13 protein-coding genes are annotated in these 15,063 nt (G+C 39.2%); 2 read left to right on the top strand and 11 right to left on the bottom strand.

Annotated elements, in window-relative coordinates; genetic code table 11:
- Nucleotides 1-153: 153 nt before the first annotated feature.
- The 3 genes from PQG45_RS02935 to PQG45_RS02945 all read right to left on the bottom strand — a co-directional run bounded on the left by PQG45_RS02935 (nucleotide 154) and on the right by PQG45_RS02945 (nucleotide 2,440).
- Nucleotides 154-645: a helix-turn-helix transcriptional regulator gene (locus PQG45_RS02935; protein WP_316070261.1), complete on the bottom strand. Its 492-nt coding sequence runs from the start codon at nucleotides 643-645 to the stop codon at nucleotides 154-156.
- 83 nt (nucleotides 646-728) lie between these two features.
- Complete coding sequence (locus PQG45_RS02940; RefSeq protein ID WP_315576443.1) at nucleotides 729-1,568, bottom strand: CvfB family protein; 840 nt, start codon at nucleotides 1,566-1,568, stop codon at nucleotides 729-731.
- Between the two features lie 53 nt (nucleotides 1,569-1,621).
- Nucleotides 1,622-2,440: a 2,3,4,5-tetrahydropyridine-2,6-dicarboxylate N-succinyltransferase gene (locus PQG45_RS02945; protein WP_315576442.1), complete on the bottom strand. Its 819-nt coding sequence runs from the start codon at nucleotides 2,438-2,440 to the stop codon at nucleotides 1,622-1,624.
- A gap of 504 nt (nucleotides 2,441-2,944) precedes the next feature.
- On the opposite strand from PQG45_RS02945, the gene gap reads away from it, so the two are divergent.
- Nucleotides 2,945-3,937, top strand: a complete 993-nt coding sequence (gene gap / locus PQG45_RS02950; RefSeq protein ID WP_315576440.1) for a type I glyceraldehyde-3-phosphate dehydrogenase — start codon at nucleotides 2,945-2,947, stop codon at nucleotides 3,935-3,937.
- A 32-nt stretch (nucleotides 3,938-3,969) separates the two neighbouring features.
- Here the strand turns inward: gap and trmB are convergent, their stop codons facing one another.
- The 6 genes from trmB to PQG45_RS02980 are packed head-to-tail and all read right to left on the bottom strand — an operon-like array spanning nucleotide 3,970 to nucleotide 12,441.
- A complete protein-coding gene (trmB, locus tag PQG45_RS02955) occupies nucleotides 3,970-4,635 on the bottom strand; it encodes a tRNA (guanosine(46)-N7)-methyltransferase TrmB (protein WP_316070262.1) in 666 nt (221 codons plus the stop codon).
- Nucleotides 4,632-5,924 (bottom strand): bifunctional folylpolyglutamate synthase/dihydrofolate synthase, encoded by a 1,293-nt coding sequence (locus tag PQG45_RS02960; RefSeq protein WP_315576437.1) that lies wholly within the window; start codon nucleotides 5,922-5,924, stop codon nucleotides 4,632-4,634. Before PQG45_RS02960 ends, trmB begins: the two co-directional genes overlap by 4 nt.
- A 2-nt stretch (nucleotides 5,925-5,926) precedes the next feature.
- Complete coding sequence (locus PQG45_RS02965) at nucleotides 5,927-6,700, bottom strand: hypothetical protein (RefSeq protein ID WP_315576434.1); 774 nt, start codon at nucleotides 6,698-6,700, stop codon at nucleotides 5,927-5,929.
- Between the two features lie 3 nt (nucleotides 6,701-6,703).
- Nucleotides 6,704-7,660, bottom strand: a complete 957-nt coding sequence (locus PQG45_RS02970; protein ID WP_315576432.1) for an HU domain-containing protein — start codon at nucleotides 7,658-7,660, stop codon at nucleotides 6,704-6,706.
- Between the two features lie 11 nt (nucleotides 7,661-7,671).
- On the bottom strand, nucleotides 7,672-9,411 hold the full coding sequence (locus PQG45_RS02975; RefSeq protein WP_315576431.1) for a hypothetical protein: 1,740 nt from the start codon (nucleotides 9,409-9,411) through the stop codon (nucleotides 7,672-7,674).
- A 6-nt stretch (nucleotides 9,412-9,417) separates the two neighbouring features.
- Nucleotides 9,418-12,441, bottom strand: coding sequence for a tetratricopeptide repeat protein (locus tag PQG45_RS02980; RefSeq protein ID WP_315576429.1), 3,024 nt, complete (start codon nucleotides 12,439-12,441; stop codon nucleotides 9,418-9,420).
- 176 nt (nucleotides 12,442-12,617) lie between these two features.
- On the opposite strand from PQG45_RS02980, the gene PQG45_RS02985 reads away from it, so the two are divergent.
- A complete protein-coding gene (locus PQG45_RS02985; protein WP_315576427.1) occupies nucleotides 12,618-14,387 on the top strand; it encodes a M61 family metallopeptidase in 1,770 nt (589 codons plus the stop codon).
- Here the strand turns inward: PQG45_RS02985 and PQG45_RS02990 are convergent.
- Both PQG45_RS02990 and PQG45_RS02995 read right to left on the bottom strand, forming a co-directional pair.
- The gene (locus PQG45_RS02990) at nucleotides 14,384-14,620 is read right to left on the bottom strand and encodes a hypothetical protein (RefSeq protein ID WP_315576426.1); all 237 of its coding nucleotides are present in this window, start codon (nucleotides 14,618-14,620) and stop codon (nucleotides 14,384-14,386) included. The genes PQG45_RS02985 and PQG45_RS02990 overlap by 4 nt on opposite strands.
- A complete protein-coding gene (locus tag PQG45_RS02995; RefSeq protein ID WP_315576424.1) occupies nucleotides 14,620-15,057 on the bottom strand; it encodes a peptidylprolyl isomerase in 438 nt (145 codons plus the stop codon). The genes PQG45_RS02990 and PQG45_RS02995 overlap by 1 nt, the downstream gene beginning before the upstream one ends.
- Nucleotides 15,058-15,063 lie beyond the last annotated feature (6 nt).

Raw genomic sequence — 15,063 nt, forward strand, 5'->3', positions numbered from 1 at the left:
GAATATTTGCATCAATTTGTAAACAATTTTGCCATTTGTACACATTATCCACACTTATCCACACAAAAATGTGGATAAGTATATTTCGATTGTAACAAAATGTTCACAACTGTGGATAAGTCGTGGAAAAGTGGATAAGTGGAAAATTATCGATTACATCGGCCGACTCTCTGAAAAAGTACCATCGGTATAGAAAATCAAAACACGCTCGATACTTTTTTCTAATCGTTGCGGAATGACTGGTGTGACCGGCTCATCTTGCCGTGCAGAAACGGGTGTTTCCTTAGGTCGTCTGAGATTCGATTGTACGATCGTTGGTTCAGGTAAAATATTTTTAGGCGATTCTGAGGGCGTTGGTAAAACGGCATCAAAAAGTGAAGGAGAAGTAGATGCGACTGGAATTGCCTCTTTCGGTGAACTTGTTGTGAGCGAAGCGCCTAAGCTTCTGTCTTCAAACAATAAGTCCTCAGCACTGATCTCTGGAAAAACCCGCAGTATCTTCTGTACAACATCTAAACTCGGCTTATTACGCCCAGATAATATGTGAGAAATACTACTGCGGGGGATTCCTAGTTTATCCGCAAATTGAGAGGCGCTTAATTGCTTGCGCTTAATTAACAATTCTATCTTCTCACTTAAATTCATAATTGTGTTTTGTAAACAAATGACATTACAAAAGTAAATCAAAAATTAACAAAAACAAATTCAAGATTGGACACAATTGTAATTTACAAAAGTGAAATACAATCGTTGTGTAAAGCGATGAGTTTACTTTTGTACAATGCGCCTACTCCCTTTTTGAAGTCCTTTTTTGACATACCAAATTGTTGGTAAATGTCCTCAGCTGGACTCTTATCGTGTAACATTAATACACCATTGTTCTCTTTGATTGCAGCAAGAATACGCTCTGCTTGACTATCGATGCGAACCATTCCAACAGCTTCTAAACGTAAATCCAATTTACCATCCGGGCGAATGTTAGCAATGTATACAGATGTGGATTCGCCAAATGTTAGATTTGTAAACACTTGATTTTTGAACAGCATTCCTATTTTACAATTGTTTACCAGGCATTTGATCCCAAGATCTGTATGTTCAAAAGGTATTGCGTCAACTTTGTCTCCAATTGTAAACTCGGATCCATCTGTTAGTGGAAGAAATTTCTCAACACGCGCTGATGCGACGATACGATCCGTTTGACCATCTAAATAAATATAGACGAGGTAAGAGCGACCCACCGACATTTTTTGAAACTGTTGGCTGAATGGTACGAATAAATCTTTTGCTAGACCCCATTCCATAAATACCCCTAAGGGTGTTACGGCTTTTACCTCTAAGTAAGCAAACTGATCAATGGTTGCCTTTGGTTTAAGCGTTGTAGCAATAATGCGGTCTTCCGAGTCCCGGTAGATGAAAACATCGATGAATTGATCGATTTCATACGTTTCGGGAACATATTGTAAGGGAAGTAAGATTTCATCTTCGTAGCCATCCAGGTATAAACCGAAAGGAACTTCCTTAATAATGCGTAGGTGATTGTATTCACCAATTTTTAATTCATTTTCCATAAAAAAAACCCGGTTGTTTGAACCGGGTTATAAAGGTAAGGATAGATTTTGGTTTAGACTACCACATTGTTTTCGCGCAAGGCTTGATTCAATGAAGTTTTCAAATCTGTACTCTCTTTTCTTTTTCCTATAATGAGGGCACATGGAACTCCATAAGTGCCTGCTGGGAAGTTCTTTTGAATCGATCCTGGAATCACGACTGAGTTCTCAGGGACATATCCAATGTATTCAACAGGCTCAGGACCTGATACATCAATAATCTTAGAAGAACCTGTGATGGTAACACCAGCACCTAAAACGGCTTTTTTGCCTATGTGTGCGCCTTCTACTACGATACAACGTGATCCAATAAAAGCGCCATCTTCAATGATTACGGGAGCAGCTTGAGGGGGTTCTAACACACCACCGATTCCTACGCCACCACTTAAGTGTACATGTTTCCCGATTTGAGCACAGCTTCCTACCGTTGCCCAGGTGTCTACCATTGTTCCTTCATCGACATACGCGCCAATGTTCACATAGGATGGCATTAAGATCGTCCCTTTCGCTAAAAATGCACCATAACGTGCAACAGCAGGAGGAACAACGCGTACACCTAATTCCTTATAATTTGTCTTTAAACGCATTTTATCGTGGTATTCGAAAATACCAACCTCACTTACTTCCATTTGACGAATCGGGAAATACATCACAATTGCCTTTTTTACCCATTCGTTAACCTGCCAACTACCATCGGCTAATGGTTCAGCAGTTCTTAATTCCCCTGCATCCACTTTCGCAACTACTTCTTCGATCGCAGCAACGACTACTGGCGTATTTCTCGTTTCTGGAGCGTCCCACGCCGATAAAATGATCTGTTCTACTGAATTCATATGTTAAGTATCCAAAATTTGAAGACGCAAATTACCAATAAATAGGATTTTATTGAAGTCGAAGCGGAAATAAAAAACGGAAAATATCCGCTTTCGTGCAAATTTGGCAACAAAATAGTGTGTGAATTTAACTTAAACTTTAATTAGTTAAGTTGATGATTATCAGTTAGTTGATAATCGTAACAAAATTATATATCGTGGAAATTGTTGCTTGAAATTAGCAAAATAGACAAATGACATTCTGTCACTCCCCTGCCCCACTGGATCCGTGTGGCATTCGCTTATACAAATATGCAAAAATAACTTGAATAAAAAACGTATCCGAGTTAAAATTTGTCAAAAATACTATAATTGCCCAATCGGCTAAATAAAAATATTGCGTTTACAATTGTTGAATTGTGTATTTAAAACGATTAAATAGCGGTTTTATTACGATATTCTTGGAATTGTTCAATGAAAAAGCTATTTTTGATTTTTAATAAGGAAATCAAATTAATTCATTCAATGAAAAAAATTAAAGTTGCCATTAATGGTTTTGGTCGCATCGGTCGACTTACTTTCCGTCGTTTATTGGAAAAAGAAAATGTAGAAATTGTTGCTATCAATGATTTAACTGACAACGCTACTTTAGTGCATTTATTAAAGTACGATTCAGTTCATGGACGTTTTAACGGAACTGTTACTTCTGATGCTGATAGCATTACTGTAAATGGTCACGTAATTAAAGCTTTCGCTGAGCGTGATCCTAAGCAATTACCTTGGGGTGCTTTAGGAATTGATGTGGTATTAGAATCAACAGGTCGTTTTATCGATCAAGATGGTGCTGGCCAACACTTAACTGCTGGTGCTCGTAAAGTTATCATCTCTGCTCCTGCTAAAGGTGATATTCCTACAGTTGTATTAGGTGTTAATGATGATACATTGACTGATGATATGACAATTATCTCAAATGCTTCTTGTACAACAAACTGTTTAGCTCCAATGGCTAAAGTTTTAGATGATGCATTTGGTATTGAAAAAGGCTTCATGACAACTGTTCACGCTTACACAGCTGACCAGAACTTGCAAGATGCGCCTCACTCCGACTTACGTCGTTCTCGTGCTGCTGCTTACTCAATCATCCCTACTTCTACAGGTGCTGCGAAAGCTGTTGGTTTAGTATTGCCACACTTGAAAGGTAAATTGGACGGAAACGCAATGCGTGTTCCTACTCCAGACGGATCTGTAACAGATTTCACTGTTGTATTGAAGAAAGATGCTACTGTTGCTGAAATCAATGCTGCTTTAAAAGCTGCTGCTGATGGCCCAATGAAAGGTATCTTGGAATTTACGACGGACGAAATCGTTTCAATCGACATCATCGGAAACCAACACTCTTGTATCTTGGATTCTAAGTTGACAACTGCTATGGGTAACCTAGTGAAAGTTGTGGGTTGGTATGACAACGAATTTGGTTATTCTTCTCGCGCTGCTGATTTGATCGCACGTGTTGGATAATTTCAATGACATATGGATTAACAAAAAGAGGCTTAGGCCTCTTTTTTGTTTTGTATCCGTGCATAGTTTATTGAGTATCCTTTATCAAACCAAATTTTCTCGAAACGTGTCTTGATACCAAAATGGTCCTCGTTCCATTCGGATTCATAGAGATTTTTTGTTTCAGCCAAAATAGGCAATCCATATGCTCGAAACTGTTCCATCGAATAATCGAAAAATGGTTCAGAATCTGTTTTCAAATGGATGATGCCTTCAGGTTTTAGTAATCTCAAGTATTTCTCCAGGTAGAAAGGAAAAGTCAACCGTTTTTTCTCATCCCGATCTTTCATTCTCGGATCCGGAAAGGTAATCCAGATCTCATCGATTTCATTGGGAAGAAAAAAATCTTCGATAAACTGAATCTGAATGCGTAAGAATCCTACATTCTTTAGCCCCAAGCGTTCAGCCTCCCGACCGCCAGCGGCCAAGCGATCTCCTTTCACATCCACACCTATGAAATTCATGTTGGGGAATAATTTTCCCAATCCATTCGTGTATTCTCCCCGACCGCAACCTAATTCGACTACGAGCTTATTTGAATTTTTAAAATAAGCTTGGTTCCATTTTCCTTGACAAGCGGAAAAGAATGGCTTAGGAAATTGAATGACGCTTTCTAATCGTTCCGCCCATTCATATTTATATGTCTTCTGTCTACTCAAAACGATTCTTCTATTTCAGCTACTAAATATGTGCTGCCTGTAATTAAAATAAAATCGGATTCACTTTTGCGTGCGAATTCAATGGCCTGATTCACATTTTCCGCTAAGGTTCCTGATATTCCATGCCGACTAGCCATTTCCTGTAGTTCCTTCGCTTTTAATGCGCGTGGATTTTTAGCCTCCGTGAATAAGTAATATGCATCTTTCGGAAATAATGACAATACCCGATTGATGTCTTTGTCGGCTACCATGCCCAATATGATTGTCAAACGCTTAGGTTTGTATTGCTTCACCTGTTCCAAAATCTGAGCTATCCCAGCTTCATTATGTCCCGTATCAGCTACAATCCATGGATTTTCTTGATATACTTCCCAGCGACCTCGTAAGGAGGTATTTTTTCGGCATGCGGCAATGCCCGACTGTATTTTAGTTAATTCGAAGGGAATAATTCCTAAATCGTTCAACTGTTCACACCAAGCAATCACACCTCGGACATTATTCGCTTGATAAATTCCGCCATAAGGACTTTGAACGTGAAATTTACCCCAGGTATTTGTTTCTACCTCCAGTTGAATGCCATCTCTTGAAATTTCTGTATTAAGTAACTTGACTTCATCTGAAGCAAATCGAATGGGTGCCATTTCTTGATTGGCTTTCTCCTGAAATATGGCGGTGGTTTCCAACTGCTTTTCACTGATGCAAACGGGTGTACCGGCTTTGATAATTCCTGCTTTTTCAGCAGCAATTAGTGCGAGACTATCGCCTAATATATCTTGGTGATCAAATCCGATGTTCGTGATCAAGCATCCTAGCGGATGAATGATGTTGGTGGAATCCAATCGACCACCTAATCCTGTCTCAATGATGGCAAAATCAACTTGTTGCTCCTTGAAATATTGGAATGCCATAATAACCGTCCATTCAAAAAAACTAGGACGAATGGAAGTCAATAAAGGCTGATTTTGATCAAAAAAGTCGACAATCCATTGTTTGTCAACTTCCTGTCCATTGATTTTTATTCGTTCTGTAAATGATTTTAGATGCGGTGAGGTATATAGTCCTACTTTATAGCCATGGTCCTGCAAGATGGATGCTATAAAATGTGAACTACTCCCTTTCCCATTAGTACCCGCAATATGTAAGGACTTGAATGATTCCTGCGGATTGCCTAATTGAGCAGAAAGGCTCTCTATGTTACCTAAACCAGGTTTATATGCTTTTTTACCTTCCCGATGAAACACGGGCAATTGGGCATACAAGAAGTTGATGACTTCTTCGAAACGCGTCATAATTAGTTAGTAGGCACAATTTTAATCGTTTTGAATCCACTTGCTCCCCGACTGATACCATCACTCTTTGGATAAAAACGTGCATTCTTGATTAATTTTTTATAGCGTTCAGCTAAGGATAATTTAACGTTTGTGCGATCAATACGAATTTCGGTCACATTGCCTTTTTCGTTGATTCGAATAAAGAAGGTGATTTCACCTGTTTCCGAACCATTATCGATGCCGTTCAATGATTTGGTATCAAATGTCCAATCCTGTGCAATTTTCCCCTCTCCATTTCCTGATCCTGAACCGTTTCCATTTCCACCGCCACCAACTCCGGTACCTGTTCCTTTTCCTGTTCCTACTCCTGAGCCAGTTCCCGTACCGTTTCCGCCTGTGGTTGCGCGTGGCGAACGTTTACCCATCGTAAGATTCAAATCTACAACAGGTTCAGCTTCTTTTTCCTCCTTTGCTACGACGGGAGGAGTTTGTTTAACTGTAACAGGACTCGCCACCGTGCTTGTCATTGGAGGAACTGTATTTGCTTGTTCAGCTTCTGTTGTCTGTGTAATTTCTTGTTGGGACTGAGACTCCGGTGCGGGTGGCTCCTGTTCGAACGTGATCTCACCTGCTGAACCATCTTCCATTGTTGGAATTTTAGGCGTCGGTGATTCATTCCAAATTTGAACTTGCCAAATCAATAAAAACAACACCGTATTAATCAGCAAGGTGATTACGAATGCTTTACGTTGATTCTTTTTCTCAAAGTCTTTTTGTGAATAGCTAATGCTCATATCTTATCTTTTGTAAACCCAAATATCTAATTTCTTTTCTGTCTTCAAGCGTGTTGCCGCAGCATAACCCGCATCAAAATCCGCAACTTCACCTACACTGACGCGGTAATGCCCCTCACCTGCTTGCTTCTCAATAATTTGTACATTTTCAAAGCCTTTGGCCACAAGTTCCGCCTGGCAAGTCGCCGCTTTTGCTTCGGTTTTAAAACTTCCTGCCACTAAAAATATCCCTCCCGAAACAGGCGCTGTAATTTCTTCCTGAACTGTCGCAATAGCTTCCTTTTTAGGAACTTCAATTACAGCTATTTTAGCAGGAGCTGCTGGCTTGGTTTTCTTAATCCGAATGGTCAACGGACTAAATGAACTATTCACATAGCGTGAATTAGGCTCTGTCAAGTAATATGCCGCAATTCCACCGAAGAAAAATGCCATTAATACATACGTGTAAAATTGATTTTGACGCGTACGCTTGACTGGCGGTTGGACAGTTGGTAAATCCACTGCCGACTTCTCTACCGGGCTTTCCTGAAGTACCGGTTTCTTTTTTGCTTGACCAATTCCCACAGGCATTAAGCCATATTGATTCAAATCAAAATTGATTAGTTGATTTGGTTCAAACTGCAATCGGCCGGATTTGCTCACTTGGAATACGCCAATATTTCCAAATTGGAATTGTTTATCCGCTTTAATCTGTGCTGATAATGTTTGGCCAAATCGATGTACGGCAGCAAATGCTTGTTTTTGGCTAATCCCATTTTCTTTTGCCCAGCTCGTAGCTAATAATCCATCGTCTGATTGAAGACGTTCATTAAATGCAACCCATTTAGACTTGGGATGAATTACTTGTTCGTCATCCAATTTGAAGTCTTGTGTATTCAACACAAAACCCCCAAAATGAGGAATGATTACACAATCGTGTGTGTAAAGTAAATGCTCAATAAATGCGATCATCGGATTCATTGTTGTCATTATTAAAACGAATAGGCAACGCCTACGGTATAATTAAGTCCTTGACTCGTGTAATTCAAATAGCGTTGGTAGTTTTTGCCTAACAAGTTATTTGCGCTTACTGAAATATTGAATTTCTTCGTAATCAAGTAATTCACTTTCAAGTTTAAATCGATAATATCATCCAAGGGTTCAGCTTTTGGCGTTAAGGACTTTTCAAAGCTGTATAATCCTGAAATATAGAATAAGTCGGGCGATACTATGATTTTATCCTTGAAAGTAATTGAATTTGTAAAGGATAAACTCATCATAGGGCGATGAATCGGTTTATTGATCGTACTCAAATCTGCCTGATCATAAACGATATCTTGGTAGGTATTAAAATCATACTTCAGAATAGACAGGACCTTATCAAAAGTCTGGTAGTTTACTTGCCCTGACATATTAAACACCTTCGCAGATTTTTCCACTTTGGTATTCGCATAAATCATTTCAAAATGCGATGGGTCTGAAGTTGAATTCAAGAACATCGCTAAATTGTTGTATTCTGAATAGCCAAATTTCAATTCAAAATCGAGATTACGCTCATTTGAGCCCTTAATACCCCCATAGATGTTCGACGTTTGCGTCGTATTCTGCAAGCTTGGAGCCAAACGAGGGTCTAACCAGTTGTTTTCGCTTGTATACTGATTGTAGCTATTGAAATAGGTTTCACCACCTAAACCTGCAAATACATGCAAGAAGTCGGTTGGTTTAAAATCAACTTTCAACAAAGGGAACAAACGCGTCTTATTCATTGAAATGTTCGCATCTTTCTCATTCACGATATTTAATCCCCCTGTAACGGCTAAACGATTATTCTTGTATAGGAATGTTGGTTTAACACGGTATAACTCCCTGCGGTTATTTACGAAAGCAAACGTGTTTTCCGACATGTTCATCTCCCCTGTTAAATAGGCCGAGAAATTATCTGTTACGCGCAAAATACCTTGAAGTTTACTGTCCCAAATCCACTCTTTGCTGGTATAATTGTTTGTCAAATAAGTCAAACCCGATGTGGCGATGTAATCCCACTTGACGTCCTTTTTTGAATTTGAAATACTACCTGAGTAATTGAATTTATTGTAGGCGATTTCTAAATCCTTGATAAAGGGAACAGATGCAAAGGCTGCTTCTGGTCGGCCATAATAATTGTTTTCTGTACGCTTAAAGCTAATTTGACCATCCAAGAAATAATTACCGGTAAAGGTTTTGCTATACACTTTAGCTTCATTCTCGTTACGGCTAGAATTTCCCATGCTCACGGGACCTCTACGGTTTGCATCGTGATTGATGTAGACACCTTGGAATTGGTTTTCTTTTGGCGTGAAGCCAAAGTGACCATTTAATAAAGTATGTCCATAATTTCCGGCACCAATTTTTACTAGGTTTTTGAATTTAGGTCCGAAAGAAGAAACCAACTCATCCCCTTCTCTTGGTCCAATAACGGAAGTTGTCAATAGCGTATTGTTTGTCGCATCCCATTTGCGATCAAAAAATTCGTACTTCATTTTACGACCTTTCTGCGTATTTTCAATCTCAGTTAAAGGTTCGAAATTACGTGAAATCTGCGGTTGAAGAACAATTTTACGCTCCTTCTCCAAAATGATATCATCATTTTGAATATTACCTTCTTTCTTGTCTTGAGCAAATAAACCAGTGGATACCCCCAGCATGAGCACACTACAAATGATCAATGGATTCGTTTTCATTTGAAATTTCATATTCAATTATTTTAGGGGTAAGCTTTTTAATGTGTTTTTCGCTAATTCAATTACCTCATTATCGGTCGAATTGTCGATGACTGATTTCAAAATGGCTTTCGCCTGTGGCAAGTTTTTCATGGAAACGAAGTTGTTTGCCAATAAAATATAAGCCTTACCCATCACGGCATCAGATGCCTCAACAAATTCGTTTTTGAACTTATTGCTGATCATGTCATTTGATTCTTTGAATTTTCCTGCTTGCGTTAATTGAACGGCTAATTGGTATTGCGCTTCCGCACCGATGTCTCCCTTAGGATCCAAAACGATCGTTTTGTTTAACCATTCCGTACGCAAGTTTACAGATGCACTGTCTGAATACGCTTCCGCTAAACCTCTACTCATTTTTGCCTTTTCTTCCGTACTATATAAATTTAAAGGTTCCACTTCCGTAAATACCTTCGCAACAGAATCTAATTGTTTGCTCGCATAATATGCCTTAAAAATATTATTGAACGCATTTAACTGATTTTCAACTTCAGGATTTTTATTAGCATGCAAACGATATAAAGCAACAGCTTCTGGTGTATTGCCCGCGTTGTTTGCTAATTCTGCCGCTCGTAAAATAGCCTTGTTCACTTGAGGGTGCGCATTTTGCTCAATCACTTTTTTATAGGCTTGAAATGCTTCTGTTGAATCATTTAACTGATCTGCCGCATCTGCAATTAAGAAGTAAGCTTCAACTACATTTTCATCTGTTGGGTATTTCGCTACAAATTCCTTCAAGGCAGGAATGGCCTTGTCAAATTTCTTTCCATCATAAATACCTTTCGCTGCACTGTATTTCAAGTCCATCGATTCAGCATCCTCAACTGCATTTGTCGCGGTCTGGTAGTTTTCCAATACTTGGCCAAATTCTTCTGGTCGGCCTACTTTAATCAAGTTTTCTTGTAAACCAATCAAGGCATCTTTGGCGATTTTGTCACCTGAGAATTCATTGATGATGCGTTTGTAATCTGCTAAAGCCTGCTCAAATTGTTCGGTATTTGTGTAAGCTTGTGCACGTTTTAAAATCGCTGATGATAAAAACTCACTTTTCGTTTTTGCCTCAATGATATCTGTAAATCCAGCAATCGCTTCTTTGTAATTGTGTCCGTTAAACAAGATTAAATTCTCTTGATATAAAGCATCCTCCGCATATTTAGAATCCGGGAAGTTACTACGAACGAGTTTGAATGCTTGACGTGCTTCTGCATCACGATTCAAATAACTTAAGGTCATTCCTTTTTGATACAAAGCATAATCCTTTTCCGATTTCGCTAACTCTGCCGCTTGACTGTAATACGTTAATGCATCTTGGTATTTGCGTGAAATCAAGTAGGTATCCGCTAAGCGAATCAAAATCGTCGGATTGTTTTTCGCATTCGGTGTTGCTTTTAAACGATCCACATAGGCTCTAAATAAATTATTCGCCTTGCTGAATTCCTTCGTGTTGAAATAAGCAAATGCCAAACCTATGCGTACTTGTTGGATGAAATCCTCCGTTTGTCCTTTTCCGCCTAATAATGGGCTATAAAGTTCGATGGCATCTTCAAATTTCTTCAATTGGCTGAGTGCCTCTGCTTTCCCTAAGGTAGCTAATGACGTATATCTTGGCGATTGTGCCGTTTCAATGGATTTGTTAAATAAATCAATCGCTGTCTCGAAACGCTCGTCGTTATACGAACGAACTCCAAGATTGTAACTTAAGGTTTGATATGCTTCATTTAAACGTGCAGATCGATTACTGATGCCTTTTAAATAGTTCAAGGCAACTTCTAGGTTATTGGAATTCAAAAAGGCATCTGCAACTAATTCGGTTGCCTCTTCTGCAAATTTACTTTTCGGGAATTGCGCATTGAACGCTTGAATTTCTTGAATCGTTTCAGATGCATGTCCTAAGTCTAATTGAACTTTTGCATGATTAAACGAGGCTTCTTCCTGGATAGCAGCGCTGAAAGGCAATTTCTTAGCTACCTCAAAGGCTTCTAACGTTGCTGCTAAATTTCCTGCATTTAATTGAGCTAAGGCTAAAGTAAATGCTGCATATTGACTCAAACTATCTTTGGTGGCTAATAATCCTTTTAATTGATTCGCCGACTCGTTGAATTTCTTCGTCCGGTACAAAGAATATCCCAAACGATATTGAGCTAATGGATTGATTTTGCCATTGCTTGCACGAATTAAGACCTCGTAGCTTTTAGCTGCTTTTTCGAATTTGTCTAATTTGAATTGTACATCGGCTACTAATTGAGATAATTCATCCACACGGTAACCTGAGTTCTTTTTAGCTAAAATAGGTTCAGCATAATTCAATAAATCCGCGAATTTAGATTGATTGAAATAACATAAAGCGACCCAATTGGCAATTTCTCTACGGTATTTGCTGCTTCCTTCTGCTTTTATGAAGTCAGGCACAGCATCCGCATAACGCTTGTCATTGAATTGAATAATGGCCGCATAATACGCAGCTGAAAATGCGTATTCCTCGTCTTGTTCCGTTTTGATGTCATTAAACACGGTCAACGCATCAACATAATTTTTCAATTCGTAATAGGCAACGCCCAGACGGTATTTAGCTTCTAAATTGGTATCTGAAGAACGAGATAGGTATTTGATTGCTTTCGCATAATCCCCATTATCATAAAAGAAGGTACCGATGCCACGTAGCAACTTAACTGCCTGTGGGTGTTCCGGATTATTAGCTACAAAACGCTCAGCAAGAATTTCAGCTTCTGGCTGGCTCATGTACAAGGAACACATCGTCATGTAGTATTCGGCAAGTACCTTTTGGCCCGATTGCTCATTGCTCATCGGTTCAACACTCCCTAGGTATGCATTGAATTCCTCGCGTGCAGCGACATAATTCTTCGCATCGAAATATTCTTTTGCTTGCCGAAAGTGCAAGGTTTGGTCTTTATAAATAAAGGTTTGCTGTGCTTGCGCACAAAAACTTATGCCAGAAATGAATAGAGCCAGGATCCAGCTTGTTGATTTGTTATTTAGTCGCATTATAATTTGATTACAGCATGCACAATTAATCAAAAATACGATTTTTCTTTCAAAATATTGTTGGGCTTTTCGAAAATATTTTCAAGGTTTTAAGGCAATAAATGTCCAATTCATAAAAGATATGGCGTATTTTTTTAATTTTAAATTTTCAATTTCATCTAATAAACGATAAACCTATGTATTTAAAGAGATTAGGTCTGTTAGGCCTATTATTCCTTGGATTTAATTTGAGCGCGGCGCCGATTAAACACCTGATCCAAATGCCGAATCCCCACTCCCATTATTTTGATGTTACTTCGACATTGGACGTCAGTAAAGAACATGGGAAATTTATCGATTTGAAAATGGCGGCTTGGAATCCAGGCTCTTATTTGATTCGTGAATTTGCCAGAAATGTGGAGCAAGTTTCAGCGCAAAGTGGAAATGCCAATTTAGCTATTTCAAAAGTTTCAAAAAATACCTGGCGCGTTGCCTTACAACCGGGCATCAAAACGGTTCAAGTGCATTACCAAGTGTATGCAAACGAATTATCGGTGCGTACTTCTTTCCTTGACGATGTGCATGGGTATATTAATCCGGCAAGTGTTCTGATGTATGTAGCCAAATGGGCTAAGCAACCGCAGGAATTGAGCATTGTGCCTCATAAGGACTTCAAAAGAGTTTCTACCGCGTTGAAAAATGTGGGAGGATTCAACTACATCGCGAAGGATTTGGATGAGTTGATCGATTCGCCAATTGAAATTGGGAACCAACAAGTATGGAATTTCAAAGTCAATAAAATCCCACATCAAATCGCATTCTTTGGGCAAGCGAAAGTTGATTCCGTGAAATTCATAGCGGATGTGAAGAAAATGGCGGAAACAGCCCAAGGGGTTGTTGGCCAACATCCATGTGACCATTATGTATTTATTATTCATAACATCCAACGCGGGACAGGTGGTTTGGAGCATTTGTATTCAACGACTTGTTCGGTTTCAAGAACTTCTTATGAAACGCCTGGAGGCTACCAAGGAGTGTTGAATTTATTAGCGCATGAATATTTCCACTTATGGAATGTGAAACGCATTCGTCCGATTGCTTTAGGGCCATTCGATTATGAGCAAGAAAACTATACCCATAACCTTTGGTTTTCAGAAGGAATTACCAGCTATTATGCGGATGTAATCAACCTAAGAACTAAAATGGTTGCTCCTGAGGCTTATTTGGTTGACTTAGCGAAAGAAATTGCAGGTGTGGAAAATACGCCAGGTGCCCACATTGAATCTGCCGCGGCATCGAGTTGGGATGCTTGGATTAAATACTATCGCCCCAACGAGAATTCACGTAATTCAACGGTTTCTTATTATGACAAAGGAGCTTTATTAGGAGGTCTCTTAAACATGTGGATTATCCAAAATACAAATGGCGCAAAATGTTTGGACGATGTATTTCAATTACTCTATCAAAACTATTATTTGAAGCAAGGACGTGGATTTACCGATGCGGAATTAGAAAATGCATTTAGTTCGGTTGCTGGAACTTCTGCTACGGGATTCTTTAAAGACTACGTATATGGTGTTAAAACGCCTGATTATGCGGGTATCTTTAATGTTTTTGGCTACACATGGTCAGATTCGAATGTCGGAAAATCCGTTCCTTTCGCCGGCTTTTCTGTTGCATCAAACCGAATTACATCCATTTATAAAGGTGGACCTGCTTATGACGCGGGCCTAAATGTAGGCGACGAAATTGTACAGGTAAATCAGGCTGAATTTGCTGGATTGGATAAATGGATGGCCGATAAAAAAATAGGTGATGTAGCTAGCTTCCGCGTGAAACGTGACGGCCTAGCGCGTACGTTTGAATTAACGATTGCGCAAACACCTATGAAGGCATTTGTTATTCAATCGGTGGAAAGTCCAAATGCAACGCAGTTGGCTTTACGCAAGAAGTGGTTGAGTCTTTAATTGATTTGTTTCCCCATTTCAGCGTACATCTGCTGAAAAGTTGTTATCACAAATGTTTGAAAAGAGGAGCTGGTTGCCAGCTCCTCTATTTCTTTTTGGCCTCCTACATCCAAAACCGAGAATTTATAACTTTGCTCGAGTTGGGGCGTCTCAAATTTCAGAATGTATTTTGAATTCCATTCAAAAAGCGAGATGCGCATATTGGGATGCGGGATTTCTTTGATGAAATGCATTAATCGTGGATGATTTTAACGCTTTGAATCTGATCTCCTTCGCGTACTTGATCAATAACATCTAATCCTTCTACCACTTTTCCGAAACAAGTATGCTTGCGATCTAAGTGTGCGGTATTGTTTCTCGAGTGGCAAATAAAGAATTGAGAACCACCTGTATTCGGTCCACGGTGTGCCATCGATAAAACACCACGGTCATGGAACTGATTATTACCTGTTAATTCACATGGGATTGAATAACCTGGGCCACCTGCACCTGTTCCATCAGGACAACCACCTTGAATAACGAAATCTGCAATCACACGGTGGAACGAAAGTCCATCGTAAAATCCTTTTTCTGCCAAATCAATGAAGTTTTTCACGTGAATCGGAGTGTCTTCTGTATAAAATTCGATTTTCATTAACCCTTTGTCGGTCAACATTTCTGCGTATGCCATCTTTTT

Source organism: Aquirufa regiilacus (assembly GCF_032470275.1).
In the GTDB taxonomy this organism is placed as follows: domain Bacteria; phylum Bacteroidota; class Bacteroidia; order Cytophagales; family Spirosomataceae; genus Aquirufa; species Aquirufa regiilacus.

Coding starts and splice junctions, on each gene's coding strand:
- PQG45_RS02995 (WP_315576424.1), bottom strand. CDS start 15,057: ATGGCATACGCAGAAATGTTGACCGACAAAGGGTTAATGAAAATCGAA.
- PQG45_RS02965 (WP_315576434.1), bottom strand. CDS start 6,700: ATGAGCATTAGCTATTCACAAAAAGACTTTGAGAAAAAGAATCAACGT.
- PQG45_RS02960 (WP_315576437.1), bottom strand. CDS start 5,924: ATGACGCGTTTCGAAGAAGTCATCAACTTCTTGTATGCCCAATTGCCC.
- PQG45_RS02945 (WP_315576442.1), bottom strand. CDS start 2,440: ATGAATTCAGTAGAACAGATCATTTTATCGGCGTGGGACGCTCCAGAA.
- PQG45_RS02970 (WP_315576432.1), bottom strand. CDS start 7,660: ATGAATCCGATGATCGCATTTATTGAGCATTTACTTTACACACACGAT.
- PQG45_RS02980 (WP_315576429.1), bottom strand. CDS start 12,441: ATGCGACTAAATAACAAATCAACAAGCTGGATCCTGGCTCTATTCATT.
- gap (WP_315576440.1), top strand. CDS start 2,945: ATGAAAAAAATTAAAGTTGCCATTAATGGTTTTGGTCGCATCGGTCGA.
- PQG45_RS02935 (WP_316070261.1), bottom strand. CDS start 645: ATGAATTTAAGTGAGAAGATAGAATTGTTAATTAAGCGCAAGCAATTA.
- PQG45_RS02940 (WP_315576443.1), bottom strand. CDS start 1,568: ATGGAAAATGAATTAAAAATTGGTGAATACAATCACCTACGCATTATT.
- PQG45_RS02990 (WP_315576426.1), bottom strand. CDS start 14,620: ATGCATTTCATCAAAGAAATCCCGCATCCCAATATGCGCATCTCGCTT.
- PQG45_RS02985 (WP_315576427.1), top strand. CDS start 12,618: ATGTATTTAAAGAGATTAGGTCTGTTAGGCCTATTATTCCTTGGATTT.
- PQG45_RS02975 (WP_315576431.1), bottom strand. CDS start 9,411: ATGAAATTTCAAATGAAAACGAATCCATTGATCATTTGTAGTGTGCTC.